The organism is Amycolatopsis sp. NPDC051758 (assembly GCF_044453095.1).
Classification (GTDB): Bacteria; Actinomycetota; Actinomycetes; order Mycobacteriales; family Pseudonocardiaceae; genus Amycolatopsis.
Genome location: NZ_JBITCJ010000012.1, coordinates 190,338 through 205,029, shown reverse-complemented (window position 1 = coordinate 205,029; position 14,692 = coordinate 190,338). Strand labels below are relative to the sequence as shown.

The following is a 14,692-nucleotide window of genomic DNA, read 5'->3' as shown; positions in this document are numbered from 1 at the left end:
CCCTCCCTCAGCGAAGCCGTGAGGACGCGGCTTCGCAGCGTACCGGCGCTGTCCGCAAGCGAACAGCAACCGGCGATGCGGTTAACGACGGTGGCCGGACCAGGTTGCGCGGTTTTCCGGTAACGGTCAGGCCGGCACCTGCCAGCGCTGGTTCGCGGCGGCCGAGCAGGTCCAGATCTGCAGCCGCGTGCCGTCGGCCGACGCGCTCCCGGTGGCGTCGAGGCACTTGCCGGACTGCGGGTTCAGCAGCGTGCCGTCGGAGCGGGCCTGCCACGTCTGCGCGCCGGTGTTGTTGCAGTCCCACAGCTGGACGAGGGTGCCGTCGGCGGTCCCGCTCGACGCGACGTCCAGGCACTTGCCGAGGGCACGCAGGGTCCCGTTCTGCTTCGTCCACCGCTGGGCGCCGGTGTTGTTGCAGGTCCACAGCTGGATCGCGGTGCCGTTGCCGGTGTTCGACGAGCTGACGTCGACACACTTGCCGCCGAGCCCGGTGACGGCGCCGGCGGGGTAGGGCGTGCCGCCGGTGATGAGGTACGCGCTGGTGGCGACGTTCCAGTGGGTCGCCAGGTAACTCCCGGGCGCCGGATTGGTGTTGAAGTAGTCGTCGCCGAGGCAGTCCAGCTGGTTCTCCGGCGCGCCGGGGCAGACCTTCACCAGGCCGCCCGGCGGGTTCGGCAGGCCGCCGTCGTCGTAACACATGATGTCTTCGTCGTCCCAGCAGTGCCCGAAGGCGCTGGAGTGGGGAGCGCTGCCCTGGACGGCGCCGAGGGTGTGCAGGAGCTCGTGCCCGGTCGCCTGCCACGACCAGCAGCCGGTGCCGACGGTCGCGTAGTGCGGGCCGGCGTTGTACGGGTTGGCCGAGCCGGGGCTGTCGTTGCCGCCGTTGCCGAAGGCCAGGCCGCAGCCGTCCTTGTCGTACCAGACGACGTACTTGCGGTCGGCGCGGTTGTACCCCTGGGCCTTGATCGCGTTGGTGATCGTGTCGACGGTCGACATGTCACCCTGGGCGATGGTCACGTTGTTCACGGTGGCCCGGCAGCTCGAGTCGGTGACGAACCGGACGTGCCGCACGCCGCCGCCGAGCCGGCTCGCGGCCTCGACGAAGGAGTCGTCGATCTGGTTCGCGAAGGTCTGGAACTGGCCGACGAGCTGGGAATATCGGTCCGCTTGACCGCTGCCGCGGACGTAGAGGGCTTGGACGCGCTTCCCGCTGGTGCCGTCGCCGTCGCAGACGGTCGAGAGCGGCCCGGCGGCAATGGTGGCCGACGGCGTCCGGAGGTGGTCGGGGAGCTGCTCGGTGTCGTCGGGCGCGGCGGCGGCCGAAGGGAGCAGTGCGGTGGCGAAGACGAGGGCGGTGCTGAGCGCGGCGAGGCGCCAGGTCCTTGCGGTCACGAGACTTCCGCCTTTCCCGGTACGGCAGTGGACGAGAAGTGCGGTCTAGACCAATGGGAATGATAGGAGCGGGCCCGGGGGCTGTCACTGACAAGAACGGACAGCCTGGAGTGAATCGCTCACGGGGTGTTTTTCGATCGGCTGACCGGTCGATGATCTTTCCGGCCCGCTGAGCGGTACGGGTCTTGACAGTCGATCACGACCGCCCATACTGGTATATACCTTTATGGGAGGGTCCGGGGTAATTGAAGGGGGCTTCGCGCTCGCGGGCCGACGGAAGGTCTGAGGGGTCCTTCCGTCGGCCGCGCGAAGCCGGCGGCAATGCCGTTCACGAGGCAGGCCGGTCACGGGCAGTGTTGACACGGCTACTGGGGCAGAACCAGGATGTCTCCTGCCGTCCGGGAGGAGAAACATGGCGGGGGCACACGTCCGGATCGACAACCGGCTGATCCACGGGCAGGTCACCGTCGCGTGGACCCGCCGGCTCGGCGTCCGGCGGCTGGTCGTCTGCAACGACGACGTCGCCGCCGACGAACTGCAGCGGATGCTGCTCCCACAGGCCGCACGCGGCCTGCCCACCGACGTCTTCACCGTCGCCGACACGCTCACCGCGTCCGCCGGCGCCGGTGTCATGATCATCACCAAGGACCCCGAAGACGCTTTCCGCCTCATCGAGGGCGGGCTGCGGCCGGAGGTCGTCAACGTCGGCAACGTCGCGCCGCGGCCGGGCACCGGCTACACCATGGTCACCCGCTCGATCGCCGTCACCGCCGACGAGGCCGACGCCTACCGGAAGCTGGCCGCGACCGGTGTCCCGCTGGTCACGCAGCTGATGCCGCAGGACAAGCCGGCCGAATTCGTCCCGTTGCTCGACCGGAAAGGGCTCTAGCCCCGCATGCTCGTCGCGCTGGCCCTGACCATCTGGGCGATCTACTGCACCTACGACGGGCTCGGCCCGTTCCTCATCTACGCCCAGCGCCCGCTCATCGCCGGCTCGGTGGCCGGGCTGATCACCGGGCACCCGCTGCTCGGCCTGCTGATCGGCGCGACGCTGGAGCTGGCGGCCCTCGGTGTCTACACCTACGGCGGCGCGACCATCCCGGACTACCAGACCGGCGCCATCGTCGGCACCGCGCTGGCCGCGGGCGCCGCCGGTGACGTGTCCGCGCAGGTCGCCGTGGGCATCGGTGTCGGGCTGCCGGCGGCGATCCTGCTGTCCGCGCTCGACCCCGTCGGCAAGATGGTCACCACCGGGCTGGTGCACCGCGCCGACTCCTACGCCGCCGACGGCAACGCGCGCGGGATGGCGATGATCCACTGGGTCAGTCTCGTGCCGTGGGTCGCGGTGCGCGCCATCCCGACGTTCCTCGCCGCGCTCGCCGCGTCCGGCAGGCTGGTCAAGGACATCACCGCGAGCATCCCGGCCGGGTTCGTGCAGGGCATGACGCTGGCCGGGTCGCTGCTGCCGGCGGTCGGGTTCGCGCTGCTGCTGGGCATGATGGAGCTGCGGCGGTACTGGTACCTGCTGCTGATCGGGTTCGTCGGGTTCGCCTACCTGCACCTGCCGGTGCTGGGGATCGCGCTGATCGGCGTCGCCGTCGCGATGCTGTTCGTGACGCTGAAGCGCGAAGAGCCGGCCATCGCGGTTCCCGAGACGACCGAAGAGTCCACAGTGGACCCTCGGTTGACGAAGCAGGACCTCAAACGCGTCTACCGCCGCTACTTCTGGGCGAGCCAGATCTCCTGGAACTACGAACGGATGCAGGCGCTCGGGTTCGCGTACGCGATGGAGCCGGTGCTGCGCCGGCTCTACCCGGAGAAGGCCGACTACGTCGCCGGCCTGCAGCGGCACATGCAGTTCTTCAACACCTCCGTGCTGGTCGGCGGCCCGCTGATCCTCGGCTCCACCGTCGCGCTGGAGGAGGCGGGCACGCCGAAGTCGGCCGCGAGCACCAAGGTCGCGCTGATGGGCCCGATGGCCGGCATCGGCGACACCGTCGTCTTCGCGCTGTACAACAGCATCGTCTTCACCATGGCCGCGTCGTGGGCGCTGCAGGGCAACTGGCTCGGCCCCGCCTTCGCCGCCGTCATGGTGCTCGTGCCGTACGCGCTGGTGCGGCGCTGGCAGTTCGGGTTCGCCTACCGCGAGGGGAAGCGGCTGGCCGGGCACCTCGCCGCGGGTGCGCTCGCGCGGGTCGCCCAGGGCGCGACCGTGCTCGGGTTCGTCGTGCTCGGCGGGTTCATCCCGTCGATCGTCAAGGTCGTCACCACGCTGACCTACCGGCAGACCACCACCGTCCAGGGGCAGCCGGTGACGCAGTCCGTGGCGATCCAGGACCGGCTCGACGAGCTGGTCCCGTTCCTGCTGCCGGTGCTGGTCACCGCCGGGGTGTACCTGCTCACCGCGAAGGCCCGGCTGCGGCCGGTCTGGGTCATCACCATCGTTGTTGTCGCCGGGCTGGTTCTGGGGTGGCTCGGCTGGTTCGCGCCGGCCCCGGCGAAGAGTTGAGGGAGCTCACCATGACCGTCCCGATCATCCTCGCCGGGCACGGCAGCCTGCCGTCCGGAGTCGGCGAAGCGGCCGAGATGATCCTCGGCCCGCAGTCGCGGCTGAAGGTGTGCGAGCTGAGCCCGCACGACAGCCCGGAGGAGTTCGGCGTGCGGGTGCACGAGCTGGCCGGCGCCGCCGCCGCGGTGCTCGTGCTCGCCGACCTGCACGGCGGCTCGCCGTTCAACGCCGTCCGCGCGCTCGCCGCGACCCGGCCCGGTTTTGAGCTGGTGTCCGGGCTCAACCTGCCGATGCTGCTGGAAGTCCTGCTGCACACGACCGGCGACGTCACCGAGCTCGCCGGGGTGGCGCGCGCCGCCGGCCGCGACGGTGTGGTCGACGTCCTGGAATCGACCTGGTGACCGCCGCGCTGCTGCTGTCCGCGCAAGACGTCCGGATCACGCCGGGACCCGGGCACCCGCTCGGCGGTTACCTGGCGAGAGACGGCGTCGCGACGGGAACGCACGACGAGCTCGAGGCGTCGCTGATCTGGCTCTCGACCGAGGACGACCCCGGGGTGCTGTGGGTGGCCTTGGACGCGCTCGCCGTCGACGCCAGGCTCACCCGCACCCTGGCCGACGCCGTTGCCGCGGCGGTGGGCATCGACCCGGCGCGGGTGCTCGTCTGCGCGTCACACACGCATTCCGGGCCCGAGGGCTGGACCGGCCCGCTGCACCCGGGGCTGCCGGGACGGCGCGACGCCGGGCTGGTCGGCCGGATGGCGGAGCAGGTCACCGGTGCGGCGCTGCGGCTGCGCGCCGGGCGCGGCCGGGTGCGGGCCCGCTGGCACGCGGGGGAGACCGAAGCCGTCGGCGGCAACCGCTACCGGCCGGACGGGCCGCACGACACGTCGTTCGGCGTGCTCGAACTGCGCCGCGAAGACGACACCCCGGCCGCGCTGCTGTTCGACTACGCAAGCCATCCCACGGTGCTCGGCCCCGAGAATCTCAGCTGGTCGGCGGACTGGCCGGGCGCCACCCGGCGTGAGCTGGCCGCGCTGATCGGGCAGCCGGTCGCGGCCTTCCTGCAGGGCGCGGCGGGCGACGCGAGCTCACGGTTCGTGCGGCGCGGCCGTGGTCACGACGAGGTCCGCACGCTCGGCGGCCACCTCGCGACGTCGATCTCCCGCACGCTCGCCGCGGCGACGTCGTCGGCGGCCTCCGGCCCGGTGCGGCTGTCGCGGTCGGTGTTGCACCTGCCCTACCGCGACGTCCCGTCGATCGAGCACAGCCTGGAGCTGCGGGAGGCGGCCGAGCGGGAGTGGCAGCGCGAGCTGGCCGGCCACGGCGAGGACCACCCGGCGGTGCGGATCGCGCAGACCCGCTATGAGGGGTGCGCGATGCTCGCCGCGATGGCGGCCAGCGCCCGGCCCACCGGGTGCGCGGAGGTGCCGGTCAGCGTGGTGTCGCTCGGGGAGATCGCCTGGCTGCACACGCCGTTCGAGCTGTTCGCGTCGTTGGGGCTGCGCATCCGGCGGGGCAGCCCGTTCCGCCACACGCGCGTGATCGGCTACACCGACGGTTACCTCGGCTACCTGCCGGACGCCGACGGGCACCGCGACGGGATCTACGAGTCGTACGTGACGCTGTTCGGGCCGGACGCCGCCGAGGTGCTGGTGGAGCACTGCCTGCGGCTGCTCCGCGCGCACCACGTCAGCTGGAGCTCCGCCGAGCCTGCGTGAAGACGGTGTAGCGGTCGGCCCGGTACAGCGAGCGGCCCGCTTCGATGACACCGCCGCTCTGGTCGTGCAGGGTGCCTTCGATGATCAGGCACGGCTGGCTGGCTTCGATGCCGAGCAGGCCGGCGTCGTGGGTGTTGGGAAGGACCGCGGAGATCGCCGTGTCGTTCCATTCGGCGTGCACGCCCCAGCGTTCCTCGAGGGTGCGGTGCAGTGACTGCGTTTCCCAGTCGAACAGCTCGATGTCGGGGAACCGGTCGACGGACAGGTTGGTGCGCTCGACCGCGAACGGCTCGTCTTCGACGTAACGCAGCCGCTCCAGCCGGAAGACCTTCGCGCCCGGCGGCACGTTCAGCCGCCCGGCGATCCGGGGGCCCGCGCTCTCGACCTCGGCGTGCAGCACCTTGGTCTTGGGCACGACGCCGCGGGCCTTCATGTCCTCGGTGAACGAGGTCAGCATGTCGATGTGCGCGGCCTGCCGCTGCGCGGTGAAGGTCGCGGTGCCGTGCTGGCGGTAGAGGACGCCGTCCGCGACGAGCCGGTTGATCTCCTGCCGCACGGTGCCGCGCGCGACCTGGAAGTGCTCGGCGAGGAACCGTTCGGACGGCATCAGCCGCCCGGGCCCGGCCTCGGTCGCGACACTTTCCAGGATCTCGCGGAGCTGGTCGCCTTTCGGCCGCCCCGGCTCCAGTGCGTCCGGGAGGCGGAGATCGCTCGCGGGGACGTGCTTGGGACGGGGCATGGTGTCAGTATCCCGTGCGGCCCGGCCGGTGGCGCGGCGGGCGAAACGGCTCGGCCACCGGGTGGGGTCGGCTCGGCCGGATGCCATGAACGACTCGTTCACCGCGTCAGACGCGGTGAAAGGGTCGTTCATGACGTTGCCGAGCCGCCGCTCAGCCCGTCGCCCGCCCGCCGAGGTCGCGCAGGAACTCCTCCGCCAGCGCCTCCCCGGTGACGTGCCCGACCGCCCGGTACAGCGCCCGCGACTCCCGGGCCGTCCCGTCGGCGAGCATCGACCGCCCCGCCGCCGCTTCCACCGCCGCCAGTCCCAGCAGCGCGTCCGCCTCCACCACGCGAAACCCGCCCGCTCGTGCCGCGTCCAGCGCCGCACGCGCGTGCTCGCCCGCCTCGGCAACCCGGCCGCTCGCGGCCAAGACCCGCGCGAGCGTCGCCGACGCCTCGGCCTGCTGGCCGCGCAACCCGGACTCCGCCGTCAGCTCACGAGCCTCCCGCAGAACGCGCTCGGCGACACCCAGATCGCCACCCTCCGACGCGCGGCCCAGGGCGATCAGCGCCGCCGCCTCCACCTGGCGGTCGCCGTCGCGGCGGACGCACTCCAGTGCCGATGAGGCCGTCCGGACCGCGGAAGCCGCGTCTCCGCGGGAATGCTGCAGGGCGCTGATCGCGGTGAGCGCCGTGGCCTCGCCGAAGCTCGACCCCAGCTCGCGGAACGCCGCCAGGGCCTCGCCCAGGACCTCGTCCGCCTCGGCCGGGCGGCCCGTCGCGAGCAGGAGCCAGCCGAGGTCGGCGAGGTTGGCCGCCGCCCAGAAGGCGAGATCCTCCTTGCGGGCCAGCGCGATCGCCTCGACCAGGCAGTCCTCGGCCTGCTCCAGCCGGCCCAGCTGCCGGTAGTGGCAGCTCAGCGAGTTCAGCGCGAGCGCTTCGCCCGACCGGTTGCCCAGCTCGCGGAACAGCTGGATCGCGCGACGGCTGTGCTCGACGGCCTCCGACAGCCGGCCGGTCCACTCCAGCATCGACCCCAGGTTCGCGACCGCCGTCGCCTCGCACTCGCGCCACCCGCACGCGCGGCTGGCCAGCACCGCCTTCTCCGAGTGCCGGATGCCCGCCTCGTGGTGGCCTTCCCGGAAGTACGCGCCGCCGATGGACAGGTGCACGAGCGCCTCGGCCGGCTGGGCGCCGTGGTCCTGCGCCGCGCGCAGCACGATCGGCGCGAGCTCCAGCCACTCCGCGCGGCGGCCGTGGTCGTGGAAGAACCGCCGCAACGCGTCCGCGAGGTACCACGCGCCGGGGTACGGCCCGCGGGTCGCGGCCTGCCGCAGCGCGGCCGACAGGTTCGGCACCTCGACGTCCAGCCACGCCACGGCTTCGGCCGCGTCGGCGAAGGCGACCGGGCTCGGCGCGGCCGGCGCGTCGTCACGCGGGAGCGTCACGATCCGCGCGCCGAGCAGCGCGACGGCGGCGTCCGCGGCCGCGCAGTAGCCGGTGAACAGGCGCTCCCACGCGCGGTCACGCGAGAGCTCGTCTTCGTCGGCGCGGACGCACTGCTCGGCATAACGCCGGGCCAGGTCGTGGAACCGGTAGCGGCGGGGCGCGTGCGCTTCGAGGAGGTTCGCCGCGGCCAGCCCGCGCAGCCGCCGGCTCGCTTCCCCGGCCGGCACGTCCAGCAGCGCTGCCGCGGCGACCGCCGTGAAGTCGGCTCCCGGCACCAGTGCGAGGAGCCGGAACGCCTGCCGCAGCCCGGCCGGAAGTGCCTGGTAGGACAGGGAAAACGCCTTGGCGACGGCGCTCTCCTCGGCGCCGTCGAAGCCGAGCCCGGCCAGGAGGTCACCGCGCAGTTCGTCGACCAGCTCGCCGATGCTGGCGCCGCCGGTGTTCGCCGCGGCGATCCGCAGCGCGAGCGGGTGGTGGCCGCAGAGCCGGGCCAGCTCGTCCGCCGCTTCGGGTTCGGCCGTGGCTCGCTCGCCGAGCAGGGCCGTCAGCAGCGCGCGCGAGTCGTCCTCCCGCAGCTGCGCCAGGGCGAGCGACCGCGCGCCGGTGCGGGCGACGAGCTCGTCGAGCCGGTGGCGGCTGGTCACCAGCACCCGGCCCGACGACGGCAGCAGCGGCAGCACCTGTGCCGCGTCGCGGGCGTTGTCCAGCACCACCAGGGCCTGCCGGTCGGCCAGCAGCGAGCGGTAGAGCTTGCTCTGGTCGTCGAGGCCCGGCGGCACGTCCCGCAGGTCGACACCGAGGGTGCGCAGCAGCTGCGCGAGCGCGGCGGCGGGGGTCAGCGGCTCGTCGTCGGCGTCGAACCCGCGCAGGTTCACGTACAGCTGGCCGTCCGGGTAGCGCGCCCGTGCGGTGTGCGCCCAGTGCACGGCCAGCGCGGTCTTGCCGACGCCGGCGGTGCCGGTGATCACCCAGACGTCGCCCGGCTCGTCGAGCGCGGCCAGCTCCGGCGCCCGGCCGGCGAACCCGCGGACGTCCAGCGGCAGTTCGGCGGGCCGAGGCGCGACGGGCGCCACGACCGGCGCCGGTTCCCCTTCGCCCCGCAGGAGCCGCAGCTGCAGGTCCTGCAGGGCCTGGCCGGGCTCGATGCCCAGTTCGTCGACGAGGAGGGCGTGCACCCGCGCGTACGTCTCGAGGGCCTCCGGGGTGCGGCCGCAGCGGTGCAGCGCGAGCATCAGCGTGGCCCGGAGCCGTTCGCGGAACGGGTGTTCGTCGACGAGCTGGCGCAGCTCCCCGACCACCTCGCCGTGCCGTCCCGACGCCAGTTCCTGCTCGTACAGCTCTTCCAGCACGACGAGCCGGCGTTCGGCCAGGGCCGGGCCCTGGTGCGCGGCGAGCGCCTCGCTCACCCCGCCGAGCGGCGTGCCGTCCCACAGCGCGAGCGCCGTCCGCAGGTGTGCGACGGCTTCCGGCCCGGACGTCGCCCGCGCCCGCGCGACCTCGTCGTCGAACACGTCGAGGTCCCGCTCACCGGGTGCGACCTCGATCACGTAGCCGGGCGCACGCCGGAGGATGACGTCGCGGCCGAGCAGCTTCCGCAGTTCCGAGATGTGCACCTGGAGCCGTCCGCGGACGCTGGGCGGCGCGTTTTCACCCCAGGTCAGGTCGATCAGGCGGTCTTCGGTGACCACGCGGTTCGGGTTCAGCAGCAGCGCGGCCAGCACGGACGTCTGTTTCTGGCCGCCCGGCCGGACCGCACCCGCGTCGCCGAAGACCGTCACCGGCCCGAGCAGGCGGTAGCGCACGTGTTGCCCCCAGAAGGCGGACCGAAGCGGAACGGAAGTGCTGTGGTCGACCCTAACGTGCCGATGGTGACCGATCCGACTGCTTCCGGCCGGATCGGTGACGCCGGGCCGGGAGGAAAAGGAGGCCGCCGGTGGACACCGCTGATCCGGACCGCACGTTGCTGGTCTGCTTCCCGGACGTCGCCGAGGTCGCCGGTCGCTACCGGGCCTGGCGTGATCCGCGGGTCGCGGTGCACGTCGTCGAGCTGCCGGGGCGCGGTGAGCGCCGGGAGGAGCACCCGTACCGGGACATGTGGCTGCTCGTCGAGTCGCTGGCGGGGGAACTGGCCGGCGTGCTCGCCCGGCCGCACGTGCTGTTCGGCGCCGGGCTCGGCGCGCTGGTCGCCTACCGGCTGGCGCAACGACGGGTGGCCGCGGGGCTGGGGGTCTCGCGGGCACTCGTCGTGGCGCACCAGGCGCCGCCGGCCCGGGCCGCGCGGGCGGTGCCGGAGCGGGCGGACCGCGCCGACCTGAGCCTGCTGGCCAGCGACGCGCACCTGCCCGTCGCCGCGCCGCTGCCGTGCCCGATCCGCGGGTTCGGCGAGCCGCACGTGATGGCGGGCTGGGGTGAGCACACCGGCGCGGGGTTCGTGCTCACCCCGGCACGGGCGCAGGACAGCGCCGCCCTGCTGCGCGACGCGGTCCTGCGTGCGGCCTACCTGATCTCGGCCCTGGCGGTGCCGACGGCGGGCGCGACCGGCTTGGGCACGTCGCCGATGTAGGGGCCGCCCCCGACTCCGCCGACCGGCGAGGGGTCGGTCGGCGGACCCCCCGCTGCCGCGGCGGCGGGCGCGAAAACGACGATCCCCAGCAGGGCCGTGCCGATGACGGCCTGGATTGCACCGGCTCTCATGACGCTCTCCTCTTGTGTTCGGTTACCACCGACCTTGCCCGAACCGGCTTCCAAAGTGCTTCCCTTCGCTGCTGGTGCCCGCGCGGTCACACACTGTCCCTTGTGGAGCTGCGATGATCGGCGTCATGGGGAACGAAATCTTGCGGATGGCCGGCTTGGCAACACCGATGGCGATCCGGGTGGCGGTGACGCTCGGCCTGCCGGACCGGCTCCGCGATCGAAGTGCCACTGCTGACGACCTCGCGGCCGAACTCGGCGTCGCGCCGGTGCCGCTCGAGCTGCTGCTGGGGCACCTCGCGACCCTGGGTTTCCTCGAACGGGCGTCCGGCGGCTACCGCACCACCGAGAAGGGCGAGGAACTCTGTGGTGCCGGCTTCACGAACCTCCTCCTGCGCCTGGACACCGCCGGGGGCCGCGCCGAGCTGGCGTTCGTCGAGCTCCTGCACAGCGTCACCACCGGCGAGAGCGGTTACGCCCACCGGTACGGGCAGGACTTCTGGGCCGACCTCGCCGCGCACCCGCAGCTGCGCGCGTCGTTCGACCGGCAGATGGAGCTGCGCTTCCGCAGCCAGATCCCGGGCATCGTCGCCGGTCACGACTGGGCCCGGTTCCCCACGATCGTCGACGTCGGCGGGGGCACCGGCGAGCTGCTGGCCGCGATTCTCACCGCCTGCCCCGGGACGCGGGGCACGCTCGTCGACCTCGAACCCACCGCGGCCGGCGCCGAGCGCACCTTCGAGGCGCACGGGCTCGCCGACCGGGCCGAAGCCGTCGCGGGCAGCTTCTTCGACCCGCTGCCGGCCGGCGCGGACGCCTACCTGCTGAGCGACATCCTCCACGACTGGGACGACGAACAGGCCCACCGCATCCTGGCGCGGTGCGTCGAAGCCGCGGCGCCGGACGGCCGTGTCCTGGTCGTCGAGCCGGTCGGTGGCCGACGGGCGAACTCCGAGATCGACCTGGCCATGCTCGTGATCTTCGGCGGCCGCGAGCGGCGCGTCGAGGAGTTCCGCGAGCTGGGTGCGGCGCACGGGCTGGTCCTCGGTTCCGTGGTCGACCTGGCGGCCGACCGGTGCCTGCTGGAGTTCCGCCGGGAAACTGTATAAGCGCTGTTACAATCCGGCGGTGTCCCTGACCCGCGCCTTCGTCGACCTGACCCCGCTCCGGACGTCACCGGCCTTCCGGCGGCTCTGGCTGGGCCGGGTCTTCTCCGGCTTCGGCGCCCAGATGACGCTCGTCGCCGTGATGTTCCAGGTCTGGGAGCAGACCCGGAGCACGGTGTGGACCGGCGCCGTCGGGCTCGCCCAGGCGCTGCCGGTCATCGTGTTCGGCCTGTTCGCCGGGTCGCTGGTGGACCGGGTCGACCGGCGGAAGTTCGCCCTCGTCACCACGACGGGCCAGGCCGTCTGCTCGGTTCTGCTGGCCGTGCAGGGGTTTCTGGACGACGTTCCGGTGCTTGCCGTGCTGGGGCTGGTGGCCGCGCAGTCGTGTTTTGTCGCCGGTGGCGGGCCGGTCGCCCGCACCTTCGTCCCCCGGTTGCTGCCGCCGGAGCAGCTGCCCGCCGGGCTCGCGCTGAACCGGATCGCCTTCCAGGGCTCGATGCTGCTCGGCCCGGCGCTCGGCGGGCTCGTGCTCGCCCGGTTCGGTGTCGGGGGCTGTTACCTCGTCGACGCGCTCACGTTCGGCATGGCGTTCTACGGCGTCCTGGGCCTCCCGGTCATGCGGCCCGACGGTGAGCTGTCGCGCCCCGGGCTGCGAGGTGTGCTCGACGGCCTCGCCTTCCTGGTGCGGACCCCGGTCGTGCGCGGCGCGCTGCTCACCGACCTGGCCGCGACCGTGCTGTCCATGCCGATCAGCCTCTTCCCGCTGGTCAACGAAGAACGCTTCGGCGGTGACCCGCGCACGCTGGGCCTGTTCCTCTCGGCGATCGCGGTCGGCGGGGTGGCGGCGTCGGTGTTCTCCGGGGCGTTCACCCGGCTGCCCCGGCCGGGTCTGGTGATGCTCGCCGGCTCGATCGTGTGGGGTGCCGCGCTGACGGGGTTCGGCCTGGCGCCGGATCCGTGGCTGGGGCTGGCGTTCCTGGTGCTCGCGGGCGCGGCGGACACGGTGTCGGTGGTTTCACGCGGGGCGCTGGTGCAGCTGAACACCCCGGACGCGCTGCTGGGCCGGGTGGCGGCGGCGGAACAGATCGTCGGCCAGGCGGGCCCGGACGTCGGCAACATGCGCGGCGGTCTCGTCGCCGGGGCGACGTCGGGCGGGTTCGCGCTGGTCAGCGGCGGACTGCTGTGCGTGGCGGCGGTGGTGCTGGTCGGTGTGGGAACCCCGGGATTGCGCCGGTTCACGACGCCGGCCAAGGCGGCCGCGGGTTAGCGGTGCACGGGGAGACCCGAAGTGTGCACGCCCGGTCATCCGGTGGGCTTCCGCCCGGAAGGCCTGCCCGGTAGTTCTTTTCCGGACGGCACCAAAGCCGTCCGGAAAGGACCAGAATGTTGCTCTCCAATGTCAAACGCGCCTGCGCGGTGGCCCTGCTGGCCGTCGCGGCCGGCGGGCTCGCCGCCGCACCCGCCGAGGCGACCGTCCAAAGTGGAAGCGGCACCATCAACGACCCGTGGGTGCCGGCCCGCGCCGCCCACATCACCTGCGCCACCGCCACGCTCTTCGGCAACTACACCCCCGGCCAGGGCCACTCCGACCCGATCGCGACGCTCGTGCAGGGCAACTACATCGGCGTCCGCTACATCACGTCGGACCAGAACTCGGCCGACGTCTTCTGGCACGGCACGAGCAAGTGGGGCTTCGTGCTCCGCAGCTGCTTCTCCCTCAACTGACCGGAAAGGAGCGCCATGACCACCGCACGCATCACGGCGGCCGCGGCCCTCGCGGCCGCCGCGGCGATCACCTTCGCCCCCGCCGCCTCGGCGGGCACCGTGCACGAAATCTGCGCCCAGGACCTCTACGTCCGCACGCAGCCGGCCGGCGTCATCATCGGCACCCTCTACCGCGGCGACCACTTCGAGCTGTCGCGGTACTCGCCCAGCGGTGACTGGGCCGAGGGGTACGCGATGGGCCACGTGAACCAGCGGGGCTGGATCCAGGCCGGCTGGTTCTGCTGAGGCGTCACGGAAGTTTGAGCGACAGCACGTCCGGGACCGTGACGAGCTGGCCGTAGAGGTTCGCGCTCCCGCCGATCGCCAGCACCCGGTTCGGCCCCGCCGCGCAGACCAGCGACGCGCGGCCGTGGGGGAGCAGCGTGGCGAGCAGTGTCCAGTATCCCGTGCCGGTGTCGAAGACCTCGGCCGTGCGGTCCCGCGCGGTCGGGTCTTCGACCGGCGCGGGACCCCCGCCGACCACGACGATCCGGTCGCCCACCACGACGACTCCGGGTGCGCCGCGCCGCTTGTGCATCGGCGTCACAGCTTCCCAGGTGCCGGTGTCCGGGCAATACCGCTCGACGGAGTCGAGCGCGTCCTGCTGCCGGCTCGGCAGGCCGCCGACCGCGTACAGGTGCGTTTCCGTGGCCACCAACCGGAACCGCGCTCGTGGGGTGAGCATCGGCGCCACCGGCACCCAGTGCGGCCTGGGTTCCCTCGGATCGAGGACGAGGACGGCGTCCGTCGCGTGTTCCTCGAGATCACCGTCGCCGACAAAACCCCCTGCCACATAAAGCTTCTCATCCAGTCCGGCCGCCGAGGCCGCGCCGAGCGGCACCGGGAGCGACGGAGCCGGGTGCCACTCGTCGGCCACCGGGTCGTAGCGGTCGACCGCGTCGACGGCGGCGTCGCCGGGGCCGATTCCGCCGGCGACGTAAACGCATCCGCCCACAACGCCGGCCGCGTGGTTGCCCCGCGGACCCCGCATCGGGCTGACGTAGTGCCACTCGCCGCTGCCCGTCACCTTGCGGGTCTCGACCGAGCTGTAACCGACGTTCCCGTCGGTGCCCCCGAGCACGAAGACGTCGTCGCCGACCGTCGCCACCTCGTGGGCGAACCTCGGCGACAGCATCGGCGGCCGGTACTTCCAAGATCCGTTCATCGTCCCCGCCCCTCGTTTCCGGCCAGAGTCTCCGTGGTGGCGGGGTTTGTTACGGAAGACAAAAAGCGGACATGGTGGTCCCACCGGATGCCCGGCGTCCTCGTTGGTTTGTTTCCCCTGGTCAGCGCGGTGCGGTGTGGGGGTTACCCGTTAGCCGTCCTGTCACTCTTTCGCGT

General features: G+C 72.7%; 13 protein-coding genes. 9 read left to right on the top strand and 4 right to left on the bottom strand.

Annotated elements, in window-relative coordinates:
• Positions 1 to 126: 126 nt before the first annotated feature.
• Positions 127 to 1,392: an RICIN domain-containing protein gene (locus ACIA5G_RS42610; RefSeq protein ID WP_395934088.1), complete on the bottom strand. Its 1,266-nt coding sequence runs from the start codon at positions 1,390 to 1,392 to the stop codon at positions 127 to 129.
• A gap of 412 nt (positions 1,393 to 1,804) precedes the next feature.
• Between ACIA5G_RS42610 and ACIA5G_RS42605 the strand changes: the two genes are divergently transcribed.
• From ACIA5G_RS42605 to ACIA5G_RS42590, 4 genes are read left to right on the top strand one after another with little or no spacing between them, the layout of a single operon-like run.
• Positions 1,805 to 2,281, top strand: a complete 477-nt coding sequence (locus ACIA5G_RS42605) for a PTS sugar transporter subunit IIB (RefSeq protein WP_395934086.1) — start codon at positions 1,805 to 1,807, stop codon at positions 2,279 to 2,281.
• A gap of 6 nt (positions 2,282 to 2,287) precedes the next feature.
• Positions 2,288 to 3,901 (top strand): PTS system mannose/fructose/sorbose family transporter subunit IID, encoded by a 1,614-nt coding sequence (locus tag ACIA5G_RS42600; protein WP_395934084.1) that lies wholly within the window; start codon positions 2,288 to 2,290, stop codon positions 3,899 to 3,901.
• Between the two features lie 11 nt (positions 3,902 to 3,912).
• Positions 3,913 to 4,302 (top strand): PTS sugar transporter subunit IIA, encoded by a 390-nt coding sequence (locus tag ACIA5G_RS42595; RefSeq protein WP_395934082.1) that lies wholly within the window; start codon positions 3,913 to 3,915, stop codon positions 4,300 to 4,302.
• A complete protein-coding gene (locus ACIA5G_RS42590; protein WP_395934080.1) occupies positions 4,299 to 5,621 on the top strand; it encodes a hypothetical protein in 1,323 nt (440 codons plus the stop codon). Before ACIA5G_RS42595 ends, ACIA5G_RS42590 begins: the two co-directional genes overlap by 4 nt.
• Here the strand turns inward: ACIA5G_RS42590 and ACIA5G_RS42585 are convergent.
• Together ACIA5G_RS42585 and ACIA5G_RS42580 are read right to left on the bottom strand one after the other, a co-directional pair.
• On the bottom strand, positions 5,593 to 6,360 hold the full coding sequence (locus ACIA5G_RS42585; protein WP_395934078.1) for a GntR family transcriptional regulator: 768 nt from the start codon (positions 6,358 to 6,360) through the stop codon (positions 5,593 to 5,595). The two genes, ACIA5G_RS42590 and ACIA5G_RS42585, sit on opposite strands and share 29 nt — an antisense overlap.
• Before the next feature lie 151 nt (positions 6,361 to 6,511).
• Positions 6,512 to 9,592 carry a BTAD domain-containing putative transcriptional regulator gene (locus ACIA5G_RS42580; protein ID WP_395934076.1) on the bottom strand — a complete coding sequence of 1,027 codons (3,081 nt, stop codon included), beginning with the start codon at positions 9,590 to 9,592 and terminating at the stop codon, positions 6,512 to 6,514.
• Positions 9,593 to 9,723: 131 nt separating this feature from the next.
• On the opposite strand from ACIA5G_RS42580, the gene ACIA5G_RS42575 reads away from it, so the two are divergent.
• From ACIA5G_RS42575 to ACIA5G_RS42555, 5 genes are all read left to right on the top strand, one after another.
• Positions 9,724 to 10,353: a thioesterase II family protein gene (locus ACIA5G_RS42575; protein ID WP_395934074.1), complete on the top strand. Its 630-nt coding sequence runs from the start codon at positions 9,724 to 9,726 to the stop codon at positions 10,351 to 10,353.
• A 256-nt stretch (positions 10,354 to 10,609) separates the two neighbouring features.
• Positions 10,610 to 11,590: a methyltransferase gene (locus ACIA5G_RS42570; RefSeq protein WP_395934072.1), complete on the top strand. Its 981-nt coding sequence runs from the start codon at positions 10,610 to 10,612 to the stop codon at positions 11,588 to 11,590.
• A 19-nt stretch (positions 11,591 to 11,609) separates the two neighbouring features.
• Complete coding sequence (locus tag ACIA5G_RS42565; protein ID WP_395934070.1) at positions 11,610 to 12,854, top strand: MFS transporter; 1,245 nt, start codon at positions 11,610 to 11,612, stop codon at positions 12,852 to 12,854.
• A 116-nt stretch (positions 12,855 to 12,970) separates the two neighbouring features.
• A complete protein-coding gene (locus ACIA5G_RS42560; protein ID WP_395934068.1) occupies positions 12,971 to 13,312 on the top strand; it encodes a hypothetical protein in 342 nt (113 codons plus the stop codon).
• Between the two features lie 15 nt (positions 13,313 to 13,327).
• The gene (locus tag ACIA5G_RS42555; RefSeq protein WP_395934066.1) at positions 13,328 to 13,597 is read left to right on the top strand and encodes a hypothetical protein; all 270 of its coding nucleotides are present in this window, start codon (positions 13,328 to 13,330) and stop codon (positions 13,595 to 13,597) included.
• A 4-nt stretch (positions 13,598 to 13,601) separates the two neighbouring features.
• On the opposite strand, the gene ACIA5G_RS42550 is transcribed toward ACIA5G_RS42555, so the two are convergent.
• A complete protein-coding gene (locus tag ACIA5G_RS42550; RefSeq protein WP_395934064.1) occupies positions 13,602 to 14,516 on the bottom strand; it encodes a Kelch repeat-containing protein in 915 nt (304 codons plus the stop codon).
• Positions 14,517 to 14,692 lie beyond the last annotated feature (176 nt).

What these genes read in the sequence shown, in the direction of transcription:
- ACIA5G_RS42605 (WP_395934086.1), top strand. Translation starts at nt 1,805, where the DNA reads ATGGCGGGGGCACACGTCCGGATCGACAACCGGCTGATCCACGGGCAG.
- ACIA5G_RS42600 (WP_395934084.1), top strand. Translation starts at nt 2,288, where the DNA reads ATGCTCGTCGCGCTGGCCCTGACCATCTGGGCGATCTACTGCACCTAC.
- ACIA5G_RS42595 (WP_395934082.1), top strand. Translation starts at nt 3,913, where the DNA reads ATGACCGTCCCGATCATCCTCGCCGGGCACGGCAGCCTGCCGTCCGGA.
- ACIA5G_RS42585 (WP_395934078.1), bottom strand. Translation starts at nt 6,360, where the DNA reads ATGCCCCGTCCCAAGCACGTCCCCGCGAGCGATCTCCGCCTCCCGGAC.
- ACIA5G_RS42570 (WP_395934072.1), top strand. Translation starts at nt 10,610, where the DNA reads ATGGGGAACGAAATCTTGCGGATGGCCGGCTTGGCAACACCGATGGCG.
- ACIA5G_RS42560 (WP_395934068.1), top strand. Translation starts at nt 12,971, where the DNA reads ATGTTGCTCTCCAATGTCAAACGCGCCTGCGCGGTGGCCCTGCTGGCC.
- ACIA5G_RS42555 (WP_395934066.1), top strand. Translation starts at nt 13,328, where the DNA reads ATGACCACCGCACGCATCACGGCGGCCGCGGCCCTCGCGGCCGCCGCG.
- ACIA5G_RS42550 (WP_395934064.1), bottom strand. Translation starts at nt 14,516, where the DNA reads ATGAACGGATCTTGGAAGTACCGGCCGCCGATGCTGTCGCCGAGGTTC.